19 protein-coding genes and 1 tRNA gene are annotated in these 19,006 nt (G+C 64.9%); 5 read left to right on the top strand and 15 right to left on the bottom strand.

What is annotated here, in order from left to right; genetic code table 11:
* Positions 1–382: 382 nt before the first annotated feature.
* A tRNA-Met gene (locus tag Q1L59_RS01240) sits at positions 383–459 on the top strand.
* A 553-nt stretch (positions 460–1,012) separates the two neighbouring features.
* Here the strand turns inward: Q1L59_RS01240 and Q1L59_RS01245 are convergent.
* Genes Q1L59_RS01245 through Q1L59_RS01255 form a run of 3 tightly spaced genes read right to left on the bottom strand, consistent with a single transcriptional unit; the run spans position 1,013 to position 4,253 of the window.
* The gene (locus Q1L59_RS01245; protein ID WP_300327476.1) at positions 1,013–2,605 is read right to left on the bottom strand and encodes a GH3 auxin-responsive promoter family protein; all 1,593 of its coding nucleotides are present in this window, start codon (positions 2,603–2,605) and stop codon (positions 1,013–1,015) included.
* Positions 2,602–3,228 (bottom strand): acyl transferase, encoded by a 627-nt coding sequence (locus Q1L59_RS01250; RefSeq protein WP_300327477.1) that lies wholly within the window; start codon positions 3,226–3,228, stop codon positions 2,602–2,604. The genes Q1L59_RS01245 and Q1L59_RS01250 overlap by 4 nt, the downstream gene beginning before the upstream one ends.
* Positions 3,225–4,253, bottom strand: coding sequence for an aromatic ring-hydroxylating dioxygenase subunit alpha (locus tag Q1L59_RS01255; protein WP_300327478.1), 1,029 nt, complete (start codon positions 4,251–4,253; stop codon positions 3,225–3,227). Before Q1L59_RS01255 ends, Q1L59_RS01250 begins: the two co-directional genes overlap by 4 nt.
* A 71-nt stretch (positions 4,254–4,324) precedes the next feature.
* On the opposite strand from Q1L59_RS01255, the gene Q1L59_RS01260 reads away from it, so the two are divergent.
* Genes Q1L59_RS01260 through Q1L59_RS01270 form a run of 3 tightly spaced genes read left to right on the top strand, consistent with a single transcriptional unit; the run spans position 4,325 to position 6,622 of the window.
* Positions 4,325–5,083 (top strand): sterol desaturase family protein, encoded by a 759-nt coding sequence (locus Q1L59_RS01260; RefSeq protein ID WP_300327479.1) that lies wholly within the window; start codon positions 4,325–4,327, stop codon positions 5,081–5,083.
* A gap of 1 nt (position 5,084) precedes the next feature.
* A complete protein-coding gene (locus tag Q1L59_RS01265) occupies positions 5,085–6,326 on the top strand; it encodes a P-aminobenzoate N-oxygenase AurF (RefSeq protein WP_300327480.1) in 1,242 nt (413 codons plus the stop codon).
* Positions 6,323–6,622 carry a 2Fe-2S iron-sulfur cluster binding domain-containing protein gene (locus Q1L59_RS01270; RefSeq protein ID WP_300327481.1) on the top strand — a complete coding sequence of 100 codons (300 nt, stop codon included), beginning with the start codon at positions 6,323–6,325 and terminating at the stop codon, positions 6,620–6,622. Before Q1L59_RS01265 ends, Q1L59_RS01270 begins: the two co-directional genes overlap by 4 nt.
* Here Q1L59_RS01270 and Q1L59_RS01275 read toward each other — a convergent pair.
* The 4 genes from Q1L59_RS01275 to Q1L59_RS01295 all read right to left on the bottom strand — a co-directional run bounded on the left by Q1L59_RS01275 (position 6,619) and on the right by Q1L59_RS01295 (position 10,858).
* A complete protein-coding gene (locus Q1L59_RS01275; protein ID WP_300327482.1) occupies positions 6,619–7,227 on the bottom strand; it encodes a nuclear transport factor 2 family protein in 609 nt (202 codons plus the stop codon). The two genes, Q1L59_RS01270 and Q1L59_RS01275, sit on opposite strands and share 4 nt — an antisense overlap.
* A 46-nt stretch (positions 7,228–7,273) precedes the next feature.
* Positions 7,274–7,543 (bottom strand): acyl-CoA-binding protein, encoded by a 270-nt coding sequence (locus Q1L59_RS01280; RefSeq protein ID WP_300327483.1) that lies wholly within the window; start codon positions 7,541–7,543, stop codon positions 7,274–7,276.
* 347 nt (positions 7,544–7,890) lie between these two features.
* Positions 7,891–10,140 carry a glutathione transferase GstA gene (gene gstA, locus Q1L59_RS16690; RefSeq protein ID WP_366145605.1) on the bottom strand — a complete coding sequence of 750 codons (2,250 nt, stop codon included), beginning with the start codon at positions 10,138–10,140 and terminating at the stop codon, positions 7,891–7,893.
* Between the two features lie 112 nt (positions 10,141–10,252).
* The gene (locus Q1L59_RS01295; RefSeq protein WP_300327484.1) at positions 10,253–10,858 is read right to left on the bottom strand and encodes a hypothetical protein; all 606 of its coding nucleotides are present in this window, start codon (positions 10,856–10,858) and stop codon (positions 10,253–10,255) included.
* Positions 10,859–10,972: 114 nt separating this feature from the next.
* Here Q1L59_RS01295 and mpl point away from each other — a divergent pair, with 114 nt between their 5' ends.
* Positions 10,973–12,325 (top strand): UDP-N-acetylmuramate:L-alanyl-gamma-D-glutamyl-meso-diaminopimelate ligase, encoded by a 1,353-nt coding sequence (gene mpl / locus Q1L59_RS01300; protein ID WP_300327485.1) that lies wholly within the window; start codon positions 10,973–10,975, stop codon positions 12,323–12,325.
* Positions 12,326–12,355: 30 nt separating this feature from the next.
* Here the strand turns inward: mpl and Q1L59_RS01305 are convergent, their stop codons facing one another.
* From Q1L59_RS01305 to Q1L59_RS01340, 8 genes are all read right to left on the bottom strand, one after another.
* Positions 12,356–12,802 (bottom strand): hypothetical protein, encoded by a 447-nt coding sequence (locus tag Q1L59_RS01305; protein WP_300327486.1) that lies wholly within the window; start codon positions 12,800–12,802, stop codon positions 12,356–12,358.
* 174 nt (positions 12,803–12,976) lie between these two features.
* Positions 12,977–13,723 carry a tRNA (N6-threonylcarbamoyladenosine(37)-N6)-methyltransferase TrmO gene (tsaA, locus tag Q1L59_RS01310; protein WP_300327487.1) on the bottom strand — a complete coding sequence of 249 codons (747 nt, stop codon included), beginning with the start codon at positions 13,721–13,723 and terminating at the stop codon, positions 12,977–12,979.
* Complete coding sequence (locus tag Q1L59_RS01315; RefSeq protein WP_366145606.1) at positions 13,720–14,265, bottom strand: CbiX/SirB N-terminal domain-containing protein; 546 nt, start codon at positions 14,263–14,265, stop codon at positions 13,720–13,722. The genes tsaA and Q1L59_RS01315 overlap by 4 nt, the downstream gene beginning before the upstream one ends.
* Positions 14,216–14,872 (bottom strand): HAD-IA family hydrolase, encoded by a 657-nt coding sequence (locus Q1L59_RS01320; protein WP_300327488.1) that lies wholly within the window; start codon positions 14,870–14,872, stop codon positions 14,216–14,218. The genes Q1L59_RS01315 and Q1L59_RS01320 overlap by 50 nt, the downstream gene beginning before the upstream one ends.
* Positions 14,865–15,563 carry a bifunctional 2-polyprenyl-6-hydroxyphenol methylase/3-demethylubiquinol 3-O-methyltransferase UbiG gene (gene ubiG / locus Q1L59_RS01325; protein WP_300327494.1) on the bottom strand — a complete coding sequence of 233 codons (699 nt, stop codon included), beginning with the start codon at positions 15,561–15,563 and terminating at the stop codon, positions 14,865–14,867. The genes Q1L59_RS01320 and ubiG overlap by 8 nt, the downstream gene beginning before the upstream one ends.
* A 125-nt stretch (positions 15,564–15,688) precedes the next feature.
* On the bottom strand, positions 15,689–16,363 hold the full coding sequence (locus Q1L59_RS01330; RefSeq protein ID WP_300327489.1) for an OmpA family protein: 675 nt from the start codon (positions 16,361–16,363) through the stop codon (positions 15,689–15,691).
* Between the two features lie 99 nt (positions 16,364–16,462).
* On the bottom strand, positions 16,463–17,791 hold the full coding sequence (locus Q1L59_RS01335; RefSeq protein ID WP_300327490.1) for a TRZ/ATZ family hydrolase: 1,329 nt from the start codon (positions 17,789–17,791) through the stop codon (positions 16,463–16,465).
* Positions 17,792–17,856: 65 nt separating this feature from the next.
* Positions 17,857–18,525: an OmpA family protein gene (locus tag Q1L59_RS01340; protein WP_300327491.1), complete on the bottom strand. Its 669-nt coding sequence runs from the start codon at positions 18,523–18,525 to the stop codon at positions 17,857–17,859.
* Positions 18,526–19,006 lie beyond the last annotated feature (481 nt).

Consider the following 19,006-nt stretch of genomic DNA (forward strand, 5'->3'; position numbering starts at 1 on the left):
ACTGAAAAACGCCGAGCACATGCTGGCCCTGCGTGTCTGCCGTGCCAACCAGGAGTGGGACAGCTATTGGCAGTCCAGAGGTCAGCAGGCGGCCTAACCCACAGTCGCACTTCCAATTGCACCCGTGAAGAAGGGGTACAAGCGAAGGTGCGACCCGCGCCGGGGTGGTTGGCGTTGGCCTGGGTGCAAACAAAGTTCGACTGGCGCTGGGTGTCTGCCGTGCCAACCCAGCGTGGGGCAGCTATTGGCAGTCCAGAGCCAACAGGCGGCCTGATCCACCGCTGCTCTTCCGATTGCATCCCGGGTCGCACTTTCGATTGCACCCGCTGGGAACGCACGCTTGACCGGGGCAAACCGATCGCCCTATAATCGATTCGGCATAGGTGATGTAGCTCAGTCGGTCAGAGCGATGGATTCATAACCCATAGGTCGGTGGTTCAATTCCACCCATCACCACCAAGAGAATAATGGATTGGCCTGACGAAAGAGTTTCGTGTTCTCCTTGTGGCCTTCGTTTAGCCACCATGTAGCCAAGTTCAGGCAATCCAGCTCGACGCCAGAGACAAAGGATCCGGCACTTCGCCGTGTCTGATTCTGGCTCCAATCCATCCAGTGCCTCCGCAGTCGCATGTCATAGCGCCGTGAGGCCAAGAAACCCGAGCCGAACGCGCTCGCACCAAACGGCGCGTTTGCGCTACAGGCGCAAGCTGGTCTTGCTCTCGTCGGCCGCATCGCGGCGAAGTGCTTGAGGACGACTATCTTCAGGAGCGAGAGATTCTGGAGGTCGTTATCCTTGCGCAGGGCGCTGGCGTCCTCGTCAAAGATGACATCGAGAATCGAGTGAAGCCTGTGGCAAATAGGCCGGAGGACGTGCTCCCTGGTCAACACCGATTGAAAAGAGCGGATACACCCCTAATGAGAGGTGGCCCCGGAATGTCGGGCAGGAAGATACGTTCCAGCCTTGTCCCAGCAAACGCTGCCGGCGCTTGTCCACCGCTTCCCGTCTGCAGTTCTACTCGCCGCGCTGAACGAGCGCTGCCCACAGCCGCTCAGCTAGTGCGCGATCGACCACGAGCGACATGCCCTTGATGTTGCCCTCGGTAGTTCCGGCGCCAGCCATCGCTTGCTGCCAGTCTTCGAGCATACCTGGCCGGGCGACGAGTCGGATCGGTGCCAGTTGGTGCAGCTCGCGCGCAACCCGATAATGCGGCGAACAGTGCAGAAACGCATCGACGGCGTCCGCCAGGTGCGGCGTCGGCGCATCGCAGAAGAGCGCGTAGAAGGGCGGGTCAGCGCTCGCCACCGGGCAGAGCGCGAGCAGCCGATGGTCCGTTTGCAGGCTCTGGAGGGCGCTGCGTACCAGCTCTTCGGAGAGCTTTTCGCCAACCAGATCGACGACGCCACCGCTTCGCCCCTGGAAGCGCAGGCACGGCGTCGCGCGAAAAAATCCGGCCACGGCAACCTGGTCGTGCATGCGGTAGCGCAGGAAGCCGCCGGCCTGCGTCAGCACCAGTTCGCCTTGATCGCCGAGGCGCCACTGCGCCAATGGCAACAGGCGTCCGTCGGGCTGCAGCAATTCGAGGTAGACGTCGTCGACCAGCGGCACCGGTGCAGGCGCACCGACGATCGGCACGGTGATGGCTGCCTCGGTCGCCAGCAGGCCCTTGCCCTGCAGCCAGACACGCGGAAACAGTCGACCCAGCCTGGCCGCGGGGCCAGCCGCTTCGGCGTCGGTCCAGCAGGAGATCAGCGCCAGGTGCGGCCAGACGGTATGCCAACCCTGTTCCGCGGCACGCGCCACGTCTCCGATGCGCTGTGCGGTGAGCCGCCGGAAGCGAAAACGAAGGCCAGCCCGCCGGATCTCGCCCGCCCGCAACTCGTCAGTCAGGCGCGGCAGATACCGGCTGGCGTGCTCGAGCAGGACGAACCAGTAGGTCGGATTCCACACCGATACGACTTCAAGATCGCTCGCCGCCAAAAGGTAGGCGACGACGACATCCTTAAAATCGTCGGCTCCCGACAAGCCGAGCACCCGGCCCGGCACGGCGAGAAACGGGCGCAGCAGAAGGCCGACGTGCGTTGCCAGATAGTCGGTATCGAGCGCCGTACCAAGTGACACGCCGCCGCCGGCGCGACACTGCCCGAGCAATGGCGGCGAGACGCTCATGAAGGCGCGCCCGCTGTGCAGACGCAGCCCGGATTGCAGGAGATCGTAGGCCCAGATGCGGAACATTCGGTCGCAAGCCGCGCGCATCGCCGTGTCGTAGGGAATGTATTTCGCCGGCCCGCCGCTGCCCGAGGTCCGCTCGTACAGGCGCGGTCGCTCGGGCGAGAAATGATGGCTGCCAGTGGCGATGTCACTTTCGATCAAGGCGCGCAGACTGGCGTAGTCGGTCGGCTGGAGGCGCTCGAAGGCGGTATCCGGCGCCGCCCCGGCCAACCCTTGCGCCTGCCCGAAGCGGCTACGCGCCGAGCGCGCGAGGAGGCGACGCAAGGTCCGCTCCTGCGCCGCGGCCGGGTCGTCCAGACTCTCCTGGAACGACCGCCAGGCCGGGCCGGCGAGCCCGCGCAACAGGCGCAAGGCGCCCGGCAACAGCCAGCTCACGCGTCCTCGCGCGGGCGCGCTCCGCCCGCCCAGCGTTCGCTGCACACCGGCAACTGCTCGCCCGGCGCCACCTCGGCGCCCGGACCGCAGCGCGAGTAGGCACCGACCAGCGCGCCTGGCCCGATGCGCACACGCCGCAGCAGAACGCGCAGTTCGCCGCTCGGACGCCGCGCGACGACATGGGCGTAGAGGCCGACGCGGTGCCCGATCACCGCGTGATCGCCGATGTCGACGAAGCCCCGGTCGCTGATGTCGACCTGCGGCGTCCAATGGACGCCCTTGCCGACCCGCGCGCCCCATGCTCGCAACCAGACACCGTAGAGCCCAGGAATCAGGCGTAGCGCCGACTCCAGTTGCGGAAAGGCAGCGTAAGGCAACTGGAACATGTGACCACCCCACCAGGGAACGTACACGTCCGGCCGATCGAGGCGTGCGCAGCCTTCGGCAATGGGCCAGAGCGCCTGGTGCAGACGGTAGCAGGCCACCGGCACGACGTACAGGTGAGCAAGCAGCGCCGCGCCACGCGCCCAGCCCGGCGCAAGCATCAGCCAGACGGCGAGCGCGATAGCGCCGGCAACGAAGAGCGTGGGGAAGCAGGCGAACAGGCGGCTGCGCAGCGTCACACGAAGAACTCGATGTCGAAAGTCTTGTCGGGCAGACACTGCGGGTCGTCGCCACGCGCAATCGCACGCCGGATGTCCTCTACGCAAAGGTGGATCAGATCGGGCGGCGAGACGCTGAAACGCCGCCCGTGCGCGGCGATGACTTCCCCCTGTTCGGCGAGGATGGCCAGATCCTGATCGATCACTTTCTGGCCGGCGCGGCGTACGAAGGGCGCGGCAAAACGCGTGAAGCGGCCAAAGCGATAGGCCAGATCGGTGTAGACCAGCGTATTACGTTCGTCGATCGGCACCGCCTGCGAGGTGATGACGAAGCCATAGCCGTTGCTCAACCGGTAGCGCACGCAAGTGATGTTCGGCCGAATGTAGTTGTCCTCGTGCTCGACGGGTGTCCGCCGCGGGTTGAGAAACCATGTCCATGGCCCAAGATTGCTTTGTTCGCCACGATAGCGCACATGCACACGTCCGGCGCTGCGCACGACGGTCGCCTGGATTCTCTCGCCCCGGCTGTCACGGAAGACGCCACGGTGCACGAAAGCCGTATGCGGAACGTCGATGAAATTCTCGATGCAGTCGGCGACGTTGCCGGCAAAGCGGTTTACCAGCCGGACGTGTCCCCAGCCGGGCTCGTTCCAGTGCGGCATCGGTAGCGGGGCAGCGTCGTCGAGCGCGCCGCTTTCCGGATCGAGCCGCACATAAACGTAGCCGTCGCACTCGCACGAGGCAAAGGGCAGCGAGCGCCGCGGCCGGCGGCGCCCTTCGTCGCTGCCTGCCGAAGGAACGCGGCAGACCCGCCCGCTGCCGTCATAGCACCAGCCGTGATAGCCGCACTGCAGAACACCGCCGCTGATCCGGCCGCTCGACAGGCGCGCCAGCCGGTGCAGGCAGCGATCCGCCATGGCCACCGGCTGGCCGTCGTGCTGGCGCCAGACGACGATCGACTCGCCGAGAACGACGGCCGCCAGCGGAGCGTCGCGCAAGTCGTCCGACTGCGCGACGACATACCAGTATTTCCTGAATGCGTTCATCTGCGGCGCATTGTAGTATGCACACCTGCCTGCCGGAATGGCACAACCCCGATGGACGAGCCCGTTGCTCGATGACTGATACCCACTTTCTGTTCTGGGCGGCGGCGCCCGCTCTGACGTTCGCCGTGCTGACGCTGCTGGAAGCCTGGCGGCCGCGGCCGGGCTGCGCCTGGTCGCGCGACGACTGGATCCTGAACGGCAGCGGCCTGCTCATCCAGGGCACTGTGATCCCGCTCGCTTCACTGGCGATCGGCGATTCCCTCGGCCGATGGCTGCAGCCGATCGACGGCATGCTGCCAGGCTCGGCCGCCGCTTTCCTGACCAGCTTCTGCCTGCTCGACCTGGTCTACTACTGGCAGCATCGCTGGTTCCATGGCCAAGGCTGGCCAGTGCACCGGGCACACCACGGCGCCCGGCGACTGGCCGCGTGGGCTTGCGCACGCAATTCGCTGCTCGCCCACCCGCTCTTCGTCTATCTCGTCCCCAGCGCGCTGCTCGCGCTCGTCTGCCACGACAAGGCAGCGTTCTTCGCCGGCGCCATGCTCACCGCCAGCCTCGATCTCTGGCGCCATAGTTCGATTCGCTGGCCGGCCACGCTCGCGACCGCCAATCGCCTGCTCGCCCGGGTGCTGATCACGCCGCAAGCGCACCACTGGCACCATCAGGAAGGCGCGCCGCGGTGCAACTTCGGGGCTAATCTATCGCTCTGGGACCGCCTTTTCGGAACCTACTTCGCGGCCGACGACTACCCGCAGCATTACGGCATTGACTGCCGGCAGAACGCCCTCGAACAGTTGCTTGCGCCTTGCCGCCTCACATGGAGAAGCTGAGATGCATCGAGGCCTTGCCCAGGCGACGCCACACTCCCTGCTCGACGACGCGCGGATTGTCAGGCAGGTCGAGCTCAACCTCAAACGCAATACAGCGCAGGACGCCAGCGAAGCGATCGAGGCGGCCGTCGCCGCGTATTGCCTGAGCGATTGCCGGTCGAGCCTGTGGAACCTGGAGACTTTTTCTCTCCTCTGGGGAACGGCGCTGTGGAATGAAGCGTCGCCCGCCCAACGCGTGCTGCTCAACCAGTTGTACTGGGTCGCGTACTACAGCCAGATCGTCTCGGCCGAAATCGCGACGATCTTCCTCAACCATGTCGCGGCCGTCGGGCTTTATGCGATCGAGGATTTTCGCCCGGTCTGCGACAACCTGGATCTCGAGACGCGCCAGGAGCGCGTCCATATCCACGCCTTCAAGACGATCGGCGAAGACTTCGAGCATCGCCTGTTCGGCCGCCGCATCTTCACCTATCCGATGCGTCATCCCTTCACCGAAACGATGATCTTTGCCGATTCAAACCGCTTCCAAACCTGGTGGAAGAGCGTCCAGTTGCGCGCCTTCACCGCGATGGCCGGCAGCCCCTTCCTGGGCAGCCAGTACCTGCTGATCCGCGGCCTGCGCACGCTCAACGGCAAGATCGTCCAGCACAAGCTGAGCCAGTTCTTCGCAAACCACGCCGAGCGCGAACGCGCGCCCATCCCCGCCGCAATCAGTTGGCATCACTTCTCGGACGAAAGCTTCCACTTCAACACCTCGCGCATCGTCGGTCTCGAAGTGCCGCGCGTACTTCCAGCGCCCAGCGCCTTCGAGCGCTGGGTGGTGAATCGTGGCGTGGCTGGCTGCCAGCTCGACCACTACCATTTCTCGGTTGCGGTCAACGGAATTTTCTGGTTCGACCCGGCGCTCTTCGCGGCGACCTACCTGCTCCTGCGCTCGCCCTCGTTCGCCCTCGATCATGCCGGCGCCTTGCGCATGCTCGAACGCTGCTACTGCGAGGACTCCGACGGTGTGCAGGCGGCCGCGCGAACGCATGCCGAAGCGGTGGAATCGTATCGCCGCTTCGTCGAGCCAGTCACCTGGCTGTCGGCGGCGAACCGGGAAATGCGGCACATGGCCGGCAATGGCGTCGACCGCTACCTGCAGACGAATCGCCGCGCCTTTGCCCGCTTCCAGCACCGCGCATCGGCGCTGAAGGATCAGCCGCAGCTTGCCCCGGCTGATCTGGCCGGCTCGTCGGCATGAAGCGCCACACGATCTCCTTCCCCGGCACCTCGTTTCCGGATGTCGAGGTTCCCGCTGACGACTTCCTTTCGCTGCACCTGACTGCCACCAACTCCCCACTGCTTTTCGGCTGCCGGGCCGGGCTTTGCGGTACCTGCCTGATCGAAGTCGTCGCGCACGATCGCTCCTCCGATTTGGCTGTTTCGGCTGAGGAGCGCGAGGCGCTGGCGCTTTACGCGCCGGATCGGCCAGATGCGCGCCTGGCGTGTCAGGTACGCGCCAGCGGACCAATGGCTGTCCGCCGGTTGGTCGTCTAGCCAATCCCTCGGCGTCGGCGGCGGCCGACGAAGAAACCGATCACCAGACCGAGCAGCAGACAGCCGATCGAGGCGCCCACCAGCGCGCGCAGCAAACCCGTCTTGAGCGCCTCGATCACCGGATTGTCGAGCACGTTGGCCGACAGGTGCAGCCTGACCAGCTTCCAGATCCCGTCCTCGCGGGCGACGACGGCCGTCCACAGCGTCGTCATCTCACGCACATCGCCGTCACGAAAATGGTAGGTGTCGTTCGACACGCCCTGCACCAGACCGACGTCATCGCGCAGGAAGTGCGTCAGTTCGTCGGCGACTGGCCGCGCGACGATGCGATCGAGCGATCGACGATCGCCCTTGAGCAAGCCACGCCAATAGGCGCGAAATTCTTCGATCGTCGTGAACTTCCGGTGATCCACCGTCACCACAGCGAAATCCTGGTGGAGCAGGCGACTCAGTTCGTCGAACTCGCCCGTATTGAGCGCCTCGGCGCCGACGCGCAGGATCGCCCGCAGTGCCTCATGATCGGCGTCCCGGTCCGCGGCGACGACCGGCGAAGCCGGCAGCCAGACGGCAAGCACGCAACAGATCGCACGCAAGATTCGCCACATGGCAGTCACCTTTCCAGGCGAGGCGCCTTCCGACGCCGGCAGGCGCTTACCCGGTGGTCCGGCCAGCCAGATGGTCGATCAACGAGACGTACTGCTGCATCGCATCCGCTGCCGCGATACCCTGCAGACTTGCCCAGGCGTCGTACTTGGCTCGTCCCACCATGTCGGTGAAACCTGGCCGGCGGCCGGCGACATCGCCGTCGGTCGCCTGCTTGTACAGCGCATAGAGCTTGAGCAGGGTATTGTTGTCGGGCCGTTCAGGCAAGGATCTGGAGGCAGCGACGGCGGCTTCGAATCGGGATTGCAACTCGCTCATTGGCATTTCGTCCTGTACGGGTCGCGCAAGCGACCTGCCCATCGGCGCCCAAACGCTGTCCTGCTCACATGGATGGGCGCGAATCGGCTGGAAAAGACGGTCATTGCCTGTTCCGGCGGTGGATGGGAGAAGCAATGACGGTCGGCTCGATGGTCCGGTCAGACCGGACGCACAGCAATTATAGGGGATGATTCGTCACCGCTTGCCCTCGTGGAGTGCCGATCAGGAAGGAGCGGCTGCACCTGACGCCGTTTGCTGCGCGCCGGTTTCTGACACGGGGCACGACGGCGCGCTCCCGACGAGCGCGTGGATCGCGCAGCAATCGCGCTGCTGGCGGCCGGCCGCCGTCAGTCTTCCGCCGCCAAAGCCTCACGGACACTCTGACGACGGGCGACACGATCGTGAAAGGCAAGTAGCACCGGCCAGCGCTCAAGTTCGATGTCCACCGCACTGCTCCAGTTCAGGACAGTAAACAGGTAGCCATCAGCGACCGAAAACTGCTCGCCGAGCAAGTACGGCTGGTCGGCGAGATGCGCGGCAACATAGCTCAGCCGAGCGACGATCTGCTCCCGCACCAGCCGCTTGTAGTCCGCCGGGGTTTCCGCCCTGAACAGCGGAACGAAAGCCTTGTGCAGTTCGCTGCTGACGAAACCCAGCCACTCCTGCAAGCGGTAGCGTTCCAGCGTGTAGGGACGCGGCGCCAGACCGCTCTCCGGGATGCGATCGGCGATGTACTGAACGATCGCTGAGACCTCGGTGAGCAACACGCCGTCTTCAAGTTCGAGGGCGGGGACATAGCCCTTTGGATTGATTGCCACGAAATCCCTGCCGTCGGCCAGCGTACGTCGGTGGAGGTCGACGCGCACCAGGTCGAAATCAAGACCGACCTCGCGCAGGGCGATGTGCGGTGCCAGCGAACACGTACCGGGGGCGTAGTAGAGCTTCACTTCGAGGCTGCCCGGAACCGACTGCAGCGTCGGCAGCGGTTTCTGATCGACATCAGCCGACCACGGCAGCCGCGTGACTTCAACCTTGAGAAAGCCGTTGTTGTTGCCGTAGGAAAACGCCGAATCATTGGCGAAGAAGTAGAGGAAACCTGGCTCGAGGATTTCGATTTCGCTACCGTTGGGCGTCGGGATGAGGCTGCTTTCGTCATCGATGCGCGCCACGCCGCTGATCGCGCTTTCAATCAACCCGGCGAACATGTTGTCGGAATCCGGGTTGTTGGCTTCCAGATCCGGCCGCGGATGAATCGCTGCGACCAAAGAAAACCACGGCCGCTCCTCGACCCGACGGCTTCCTTCCGCCAGTTGCAGCAACCACGCTTTCGACTCGTAGCCGTCAGCGCCGGCGGGTGTTCCCTTGTCTATCCACTCACCGCTCGCCTCGATGCGGTACTTCTCGCCCACCTCGACTTCGACCCCGGACGCATTCCACCATTTGTCGGCATAGACCGGGAACCGCGTCGAGCCGTCGATCGGCAGCTTACGGAATGGCAGCGCTTCCCGTTCCGCGTCCACGACTTCCTCCAGCCGCAGCTCGTCCTCGACATAGAACGAGGCGCAGGCCGGAAAATGCGCTAGCGCCTTCGGCCGATAATCGGCCCGCTCGCTCAACCGCTGCAGAACGCTGGGGTGCAGTTCGGCATCCTCGGGAATCCTGCGTTCCTTGCTCGGCCGCATACGCCAGACCGCCGCGCGCGTTTCGTCGTGCCGATCCGCCAGACAATCCGGCGCCAGCGCCTGGCTGAGCCGGCCAGGCAAGAGCTGCAGACCGGCGTCGAGCGCGTTGACTTCTTCCATCATCCATTCGAGCGCAATGTCCGACAGGCCGCAGTTGGCGTAGCCACCACCAACATCGGCGTGCGCCCCGGCAAACCACACCTGTCTGATCCCCTCACGTTCGACCCACGGTGTCGGGATGAAGTCCAGACGCTCTTCGTCGATGGCCAAAGCCTGCCGGGCAAACTCGATGCGCGGACTGAGTTCGCGGTCGGCAAAGCGTAAATAGTCGAGTTCGTCCCGATCGGCCAGGCGCATGCCGTTGAACAGCGGCACGCCGTATTCGCCGACTGTCTCCCAGACACCGATCATGCGGATCGGCGTTTCGTCGTGGTGCCGCCAGAAGCGCCCGCCACGCTTCATGCCGCGCCCGTCCTTGTAGTCCAGCCAGACTTTCTCGGCCAGATCGGCCGCACTGTCGTCCTGTGCATCGACGCCGGGGATCAGCCCGGAACGGGCAATGAACGCCCCCAGGCTGCGCGCTGCCCAGGCGCCACGCGAGAAACCGAACAACCAGATCTTGTCGCCGCGCTGATAGACCTGCGAAACCAGGACGTAGGCGTCGATCATGCAGTCGTGCAGACCGATTCCCTGCGTACCGCCGAGCAGCCCCTGCGAGCGTCCGCCGCTGCCTATGCTTTCCAGGTAGAAGGCAGTCACCTGCGCGTCGTGCTTGACCAGGTGCGAACGGATAGGTCCGCGTTCTTCGACCTGCCGCTCGTCGCCCGGCAGCATCTGAAACAGCCGATAGACGTTGGTCTGCTCGACGGGATCGTTCCAGGTGCCATCCATGCAAACAACGATCTGTCTGCTCATTGCTCCTCCTTATTCTCGCCACGGCGGTGGGCTACCCGCAAGCGCCCTGCCCCAGCGCGCAGCTCTAAACCGATAAGCATACTGCGCGCGACGAGATCTTCACAACTGCTGCCTAGTCGACGATGGCCGTGTGCTCGGCTAGCAAGCGCAACACCGTGTCGAGGCGCGCGCGCTCGCGCACCCGGCCATCGCGTGTCTTGAAGCTGCTGCGCTCTTCGATCTGCGGATAGACCACCAGATTGACCGTAACGTCGCCGCTCAGCATGGTCAGAACCGCCTCGGCGCGCTCGCTGCGCGGCCGGCTGTGGCGAAACGCCACTCGCTCGTTGAGCAGAAAGACCTCGACGTCCTTGGCACTGTCGACGAAGAGCTGGAGATCGATTTCCGCATGACGACCAGCCAGGCCGCTCAGGACGGGCCCGGTCAGATAGGGGTTGAAGCGCTCGACGAGGCGCATCAGACGCACTGCCGTGCGCAGCAGTTCGAGCGTTCTCGCGCGCTGCTCGTCGTCCTGAAAGAGGCGCTGATACGCGCGCAATTCGTCCTCGACCTCGCTGTCGTCGGGCAAGCCTGTGTTCTCGGGCAGGCCAAGCTGGCGAGCGGCCTTGCGTTTGGCGAGTGCGCAGTCGCTCAGGCCATCCTCGGCCATCAGGCGCGCGGCCAGGGCGGCGATGCGGCGCGGGGCGCCACTGCGGCGGCGCTCGGTTGGGCGGTGCATGGCGGCGTCGAGGGAGAAGCGGGGGAGTGCCATTACCAGCGGGAAAGACAAAAGGACACGCCGACCGGAGTACAATCGCGCGTCCCACAGCCCCATTCTACCTGGATTCGGCATATGCACATTCACATTCTCGGCATCGGCGGCACCTTCATGGGCGGCGTCGCACAATTGGCGCGCGCCGCCGGGCATCGCGTGACCGGCTGCGATAGCGACCTCTATCCGCCGATGAATCAACAACTTGCGGCGGCAGAGATCGAGGTCGTCGAAGGTTACGATGCGGCGCAGACCTCATTCGAACCCGATTGCTACCTCGTCGGCAACGCCATTTCGCGCGGCAACCCGCTGCTCGAGACTATCCTCGACCGCGCCCTGCCATTCACCTCGGGCCCGCAATGGCTGGCTGAGCACATTCTGCGCGGGCGTTGGGTGCTAGCCGTGGCAGGCACCCACGGGAAGACGACGACCTCAGCGATGCTGGCGTGGATACTCGAGCACGCCGGGCTGAATCCGGGCTTCCTGATCGGCGGTGTGCCGATGAACTTCGGCGCGTCGGCGCGCATGCCGGGTGCCGGTTCGCCGTTCTTCGTCATCGAGGCGGACGAGTACGACACTGCGTTCAGCGACAAGCGCTCGAAATTCGTCCACTACCGGCCAAAGACCGTCGTCCTGAACAATCTCGAGTTCGACCATGCCGACATCTTCGCCAACCTGGAAGCAATCGAAACGCAGTTCCATCATCTCGTACGCACCTTGCCACGCAACGGCCTGATCGTTGCCAATGCCGGCGCTGAAAGCCTCGCGCGGGTGTTTGCGCGCGGTTGCTGGACACCGGCCGAGCGCTTCAACGACCCAAGCGGCTGGCGCGTCGAAGGCAGCGAGGCCGACGCCTCGCTGCGCGTTCTGCAGGGCGACGAGCTCGTCGGTCAAACGACTTGGCCACTGGCCGGCGAACACAATCGCAGCAACGCGCTCGCCGCGCTGCTCGCCGCCCGTCACGCCGGGGTTCCCATTGCGCGAGGTCTGGCGGCGCTCACCCGCTTCGAGAACGTCAAGCGCCGCCTGGAACTACGCGGCACCGCGCGCGGGGTGAGCGTTCATGACGATTTCGCGCATCATCCAACCGCCTTTGCCGCCACCCTTGCCGGCCTGCGCAGCAAGCTCGGTCCGGCGCGCATTCTGGCCGTGCTGGAACCGCGTTCGAACACGATGAAGCTCGGCGTGATGAAGGCGCGACTCGCGCAGAGTCTGGCCGAAAGCGACCTTGTCTTCTGCTACGCGCACGCGCTAGGCTGGGACGCCGCCGAAGCGCTGGCGCCGATCGGCAACAAGGCGGTAGTCGACGACGACCTCGAGCGTCTGGTCCAGCGAATCGCCGCGGCGGCGCAGCCGGGAGATCATGTCGTCGTGATGAGCAACGGAGGCTTCGGCAGCATCCACGAGAAGCTGCTCGCGGCACTCGCCGGGTGATGCCAACGGGCGCAGGCGCGCCCGAACAGCCTACTTCCTGATCGGCGGAACCTTCTCCCAGCCACTCGGGCACTGCTTGGCAGCCGGATAATAGGCGGCGCGCTCGCGACAGTAGTACCAGTAGCCGGGTTCGAGCACTTCCTCGGCGCCAGGCGGCGCAGGCTGCTCATCATCGCTCTTTTCGACGTAGACGACATCCGGCGGCGTGATGACCTGCGGGTAGGCAAGGGCTGGCGGATAGTACCCCGGCCAGCCCCAGGGCCAGCCCCAGACGAAGGGGGTGCCGAAGTAAACACCAACGCGCGGGCCATGGTGATAAGCACCGCCATGCCGGACAGCGCCACCGACGACCATCGCCCCGGCCGGTGGTCCATACAGCGGAACGGCAGGTGGCCGATTCTGCGCGAACGAGAGCGCGGGGAAACAAGCGCCGGCGATCAGCGCCAGCACGGCGACGGTGGCAAGTGGCTTTTGCATGCGGGTTCTCCGGTTCCGACGATCCCCGCCGCAAGCAGCCGCGCGGCGATGATCGGGCGCGAGAAAAGCGGTCGGCAGCGACAACGCCACCGTCGACGCAGCGGGACATGCCTAGGATAACGCAGCCGGATGTTCCTGGCCGACACGAACGGCGCACACGCCCGGCGTGCGCGATCAATCGGCAGGTGCCGGCAGAATCTGTTCGACGATCGCGCGCTCACCGGTACACCGCCACTGAATCTCGAGATCGTAGAGCCGAAAGCCGTAAATGCGCAGCGCGTCGGCGGCGTACGCCGGGCGCGGATCGTAGGCGAGAACCTCGTCGAGCAGCGCCACCAAGTCGGGCCAACGCTCCGCGTGGCAGGGCAACTGGCCCAGCGCGCGCGCGCTGAAATCGACCGGCAGCCTGACCGGCGGCCCGGCGACGAAACCGGTGCGCGCCTCGTCCTCGCGGTCGACGAAAGGAAGGTACGGCTTGATGTCGAGAATCGGCGTTCCGTCCAGCAGGTCGACGCCGGCAAAGGTCAGCACGACACCGTCACGGGTATCCAGCGCGCGCAACTCGACCAACGACAAGCCGAGGGGATTGGGCCGGAAAGGGCTACGACTGGCGAACACGCCGACCCGACGGTTACCGCCGAGGCGCGGCGGGCGGACGGTCGGGCTCCATCTGCCAGCAGTCCGGTGAAAGACGAAAGTCAGCCAGACATGCGAGAACGCGTCCAGACCGCGCACGGCTTCAATGCGGTCGCACGGAGGCAGCAGGCGCAACGTGCCACAGGCGTGCGGCGCTAGACGCGGCTGGCGGGGAATGCCGAAGCGATCACGAAAAGGAGTCGCCAAGTAGCCGATCGGGCGCAGGCTGAGCGCAGGCCAATCGGCTGCTCGAACGTCGCTCGGCAACGACTGCGCGCTGCTCACCGGCAACGCTCGAGCAGCGCCAGCGCATGGCTGGCCATCGCCTGGACGACCTCCGGCGCTTCGCCGATTGCCGTGGCCAGATCGAAACGCACCAACGGGTAACGCCGTTGCAGTTCGCCTACGAGCAGGGGCACGTCGCGCTTCAGATGTCCGCCCTGGGCCAGGAACATCGGCAAAACGATGACCTGCCGACAGCCGCCAGCCAGCAGACGGTCGACACAAGTCGCCAGGTCGGGCTGCATGAACTCGAGAAAAGCCAGTTCGACCTGCAGCTCAGGCGACGTAGCAAGTATCGCCGCACGCACCCGGCGCAGCGGCTGCGCCCACTCCGGATCGCGCGCACCATGCGCAAAGAGGACAAGCGCCCGCGACGCGGTCAACCGGCTGGCCGAGTCGGAAACCGTGCCCTCTGCCAAGTGGCCGCTCACTCGCAGCGCCTGCGCCTTCCGGCCAGCGTAGGCGGCTGTCGACAACCAAAGCGTGGCGACGATTTCATCGGCACTCGGCCAGGGCGGTGATCTCTGCCGCTGAATCGACCACATGATCGGCGCCCCAGCTTTCGATCGGCACACCATCGCCGAGATAGCCGTAGCGCACGGCGACGGTGACCATCCCGGCGGCCCGACCAGCCTCGATGTCGCGCGGGTCGTCACCGACGTAGAGACAGCTTGCTGGTTCGCGCGCGATCAGCGAGCACGCCAGCCGCATCGGCTGCGCGGCCGGTTTGGCACGCGGCGCTGAATCGCCGCTGACGATGCACGCCGCGCGCTTGGCGTAGCCCAAGCAGTCGAGCAGCGGCAAGGTGAAGCGCTGCGCCTTGTTGGTAACGATTCCCCAGGGCGCAGCCCGTTCCTCCAGCCGGCTGAGGACTTCGTCCACGCCGGCAAAGACAGTGGTCGACACGCAGATGTCCTGGCTGTAGTACCGCAGGAAGCGCTGGTACAGCTCGGCGTAGGACGCATCGCCGGGATGCAGGTCGAGCCCGGCCTTGAGCATGCCGCGCACCCCCTGCGAGGTGTAGGAACGCAGTTGCGCGGCGGGGACGGGTGCCAAACCAAGATCCTCACGCAGGCGGTTGAGGGCTGCCGCCAAATCGGGAGCGGTGTCGGCAAAAGTGCCGTCGAGGTCGAAAAGGACCGCTTCAAACATCCTTCAGCGTGTGCAACAGATAGTTGACGTCACTGTCGTCGCCGAGTGAATAGCGGCCGTTCAGGGGATTGTAGCTCATCCCCCGCAAGTCGTCCGGAACGAGGCCGGCAAGTCGGGCGCAGCGCATCAGTTCGGATGGCTTGATGAACCTGGCGTAGTCGTGGGTGCCGCGTGGCAGCATGCGGAGAATGTACTCGGCGCCAATCACGGCGAGCAGATAAGCCTTCGGGTTGCGGTTGATCGTCGAGAAAAAAACGTGTCCGCCGGGCCGGGCAAGGGCAGCGCAAGCGGCAACGGTGCTCGCTGGATCGGGCACATGTTCGAGCATTTCCATGCAGGTGACGACATCGAAACTGCCGGCCTCCTGCGCCGCCAGATCCTCGGCCGAAATGTTGCGATAGTCGACCTGGCGACCGCTTTCGAGCAGGTGCAGGCGAGCGACGCTCAGCGCCTGATCGGCAAGGTCTATGCCGGTAACCAGCGCGCCTTGCGTCGCCATTGCTTCCGAGAGCAGCCCGCCGCCGCAACCAACATCGACCACCTTCTTGCCGGCGAGCCCGCAATGGCCGTCAATCCAGGCCAGGCGCAGCGGATTGATGTCATGCAGCGGTTTGAAGTCGCTGCCGGGATCCCACCAGCGATGCGCCAGTTGGCTGAATTTTTCGAGTTCGGTCGGGTCGGCGTTGAGCATGGCGGGAGTGATCAGGCGGCTGGTCGAAACAGTGGGCGACTTGCGCACGAGAGAAGTAGCGCGAACAGGGCAGGCAAAAGAAAAAGCCCTGCGAAAGCAGGGCTTTTCGCCACGACCATCGGCGCTTACTTGGTGCCGATCAGTTCGATGTCGACGCGGCGATCGGGCTGCAGGCAGTCGATCACCTTCTTGCTCTTCGGTCCCACGCACTGGTCAGGCTTGGTCACCGGCTGTTTCTTGCCCTTGCCTTCGGTGTAGACGCGATTGGCCTCGATACCCTTGCCGACCAGGTAGCTCTTGACCGCTGCCGCGCGCCGCTCGGACAGCGCTTGGTTGTAGGAATCGGAACCGATACGGTCGGTATGGCCAACAGCAGTAATCACCTCGAGCTTGACATCCTTCGCCTTGGCAGCGACTTCGTCGAGCTTGCGCATGCCTTCCGGACGCAGCGTTGCCTTGTTGAAGTCGAACAGCGCGTCGGCAGCGAGGCTGATCTTGTCGCCCGACGGCTTGGCTGCCGGTGCAGCAGCGCCCATTGCCTTGGCTGCCGGTGCCGGATCGCAGACCTCCTTCGGCAGCAAATCGCGGTCACACTTGCAACCCGCCGGATCCTTGGCGGCAGCGGCTGGTGTCCAGAAACCCGTGCGCCAACACAGGCCATTGCCACTGACGACGACCTCGCCACGCGGGTCGATCACGTACACGCGATCCGCCGAGGTTTGCGCCTGAGCCAGCGTAGCGCCAAAGCCGAGAGCAGCGGCAATCAAGGCCATCGCGGAGTTTCTTGCAGTTCTCTTCATCTGGGTTTCCCTCGTTAGTTGAAGCTCGCGGAACCGGCCCGCATAGCCTGTAATGCTTCGTTGTTGACATGAACTTGACATGACCGTGACATGAACGCGTCAGCGACGGATTTTATTTTGCCATAACAACGCCAGTCTGATCAATCCAGTTTCGTTGTTTTCAATCAGTTGCCCGTCCTCTACACGCGGGCGCCCGGCCACCCATACGTCGGACACGTGTTCGCGACCGGCCGCATAGGTCAGATGCGAAACCGGGTCGTAGCACGGAACAAGAGCAATGTCGGCGAGATCGACGGCACACAGGTCGGCCGCCTTGCCGACAGTAATCGAACCAATCTCGGCGTCCAAGCCAAGCGCGCGGGCACCACCAAGCGTCGCCATGTGCAGAACGCGGTGCGCATCGACCGCATCGGCGCGACCGCTGTGCTGCTTGGCGAGCAGCGCGGCCAGGCGCATTTCCTGGAACAGATCCAGCCGGTTGTTGCTCGCCGCGCCATCCGTGCCGAGGCCGACGTTCACGCCGCACTCGACCAGCCGTCGGAGCGGAGCGATGCCGCTGGCCAGTTTCAGATTGGAGCTCGGGCAATGCGCGATCGAACAGCCGTGCTCGGCAAGAAGCTGGATTTCGCTGTCATTCAGGTGAACCGCGTGTACGGCGATCAGCCCCGGACCGAGAACACCAAGCCGGCGCAGGCGCTCGATCGGGCGTGTTCCGAAGCGCCGCAGGCTGTCGTCGATCTCGTCGTTGGTCTCGTGTAGATGCAGGTGGATGGGCAGGTCGAGCTGTTCGGCCAGCGTCAGAACACCGGCGAAGCTGCGGTCGCTGAGCGTGTAGGGCGCGTGCGGGGCAAGACAAAACGAGAGCAGCGTTTCGTCGAGCAGTTGCTCGCGGGCAGCCATACCCTTGGCCAGGTAGTCATCGGCGTCGGCAGCGTAGTTGCTCGGGAAATCGACCGCGATCAGACCGATGGCTGCGCGCATGCCGGCAGCCAGAGCAGCGTCGGCAGCAGCACGCGGAAAGAAGTACATGTCGTTGAAACACGTGATGCCGCCGCGCAACATCTCGGCACAGGCGAGCAGCGTTCCGTCATGGACGAACTGCGCCGAGGCGTGCTGCGCCTCGGCCGGCCAGACGTGCTGCGCCAGCCATTCCATCAGCGGCAGGTCGTCGGCCAGACCGCGCAGCAGCGTCATAGCCGCGTGCGTGTGCAGGTTGACCAGACCCGGAATCAGCAGGTGCCGATCAAGCCGCTTGCGCCGCCGCGGGTGAAAACGATGCGCAGCTTCGTCCTGTGGCATGACGGCAACGATGCGACCGGCGTTGACCACCACCGCATGGTTGTCGAGCACGATCCCGGGCGGATCGATCGGCGCCAGCCAGCGCGCGTCGATCGTCAGATCGACGGTGTCGGCGGTCTCATCGCTCATCGGCAAGTCTCATGGGCGGGCAAAAAAAACCCCGCCTACGCGGGGTTTTTCTGCACTGATCGGGATTACTTGATGCCGATAAGCTCGATGTCGACGCGACGATCGGGCTGCAGGCACTGGATCACCTTCTTGCTCTTCGCTCCCGGGCACTGATCGGGCTTGGTCACCGGCTGCTTCTTGCCCTTGCCTTCGGTGTAGACGCGGTTCGCTTCAATACCCTTGCCCACCAGGTACTGCTTGACCGCCGCGGCACGCCGCTCGGACAGTTTCTGGTTGTAGGCATCGGAGCCGAAGCGGTCGGTGTGGCCGACGGCAATGACGGTGTCGAGCTTGATGTCTTTCGCCTTGGCGACGACCTCGTCAAGCTTGCGCATACCTTCCGGACGCAGCGTCGCCTTGTCGAAATCGAACAGCGCGTCGGCAGCGACGCTGATCCTGTCACCCGTTGGTTTGGCGGCGGGAGCCGCAGCACCCATGGCCTTGGCCGCCGGAGCCGGATCGCAGACTTCCTTCGGCAGCAGATCCCGGTCGCACTTGCAGCCCGCCGGGTCTTTCGCAGCAGCCGCCGGGGTCCAGTAGCCGGTACGCCAGCACAGGCCGGTTCCGCTGACGACGACATCGCCGCGCGGGTCGATGACATAGACGCGTTCAGCCGCAGTCTGGGCCTGGGCGGCGCCGGCGGCGGCGAACAGGCCGATAGCGGCCAGCAGGGTGGTGATGATTTTCGATTTCAAGTTGTTCCTCCTCGAATAGTCTCTGAAAGGTCCGAATGCGTAGGACGCGATGCGATTTTTGCGCAGTCAGACGATTTAAGCATACAAACTTGAAGTGCTTCAACCACCGCTCTCCGATTGTGTGGCTTTTATGCAACGAAGACGCCTTGCCGGGCCACGACAAAGTGCCGCGCGGCGCGTGGCGCAGGCCAACGCCGGGCAGTCAGGCGCCCGCCCGGTGACGATCGGTAAGCTCCCGCCGGCCAGCGTGCAGACGAGCCGCGGCCGGTCTGGGCCCGGTCGGTCGCCGGGGCAACGACACCCGGTTGTCCGCGGCGCTCCTGCAAGGCAATGATTCCCTGGCTTGTTGGTTTGCCGACTGAAGTTTAGACACACGCCTCTCCCGCAGGCCGCGATTTCCCGGGTGGCGCGGGCTGACCAACAGGACAAAGGCATGCCCCGACACTGGCCGAGGCAGGGTGAGACGGGCTCAGCACTGCAA

Source organism: Accumulibacter sp. (assembly GCF_029255125.1).
Taxonomy (GTDB): domain Bacteria; phylum Pseudomonadota; class Gammaproteobacteria; order Burkholderiales; family Rhodocyclaceae; genus Accumulibacter.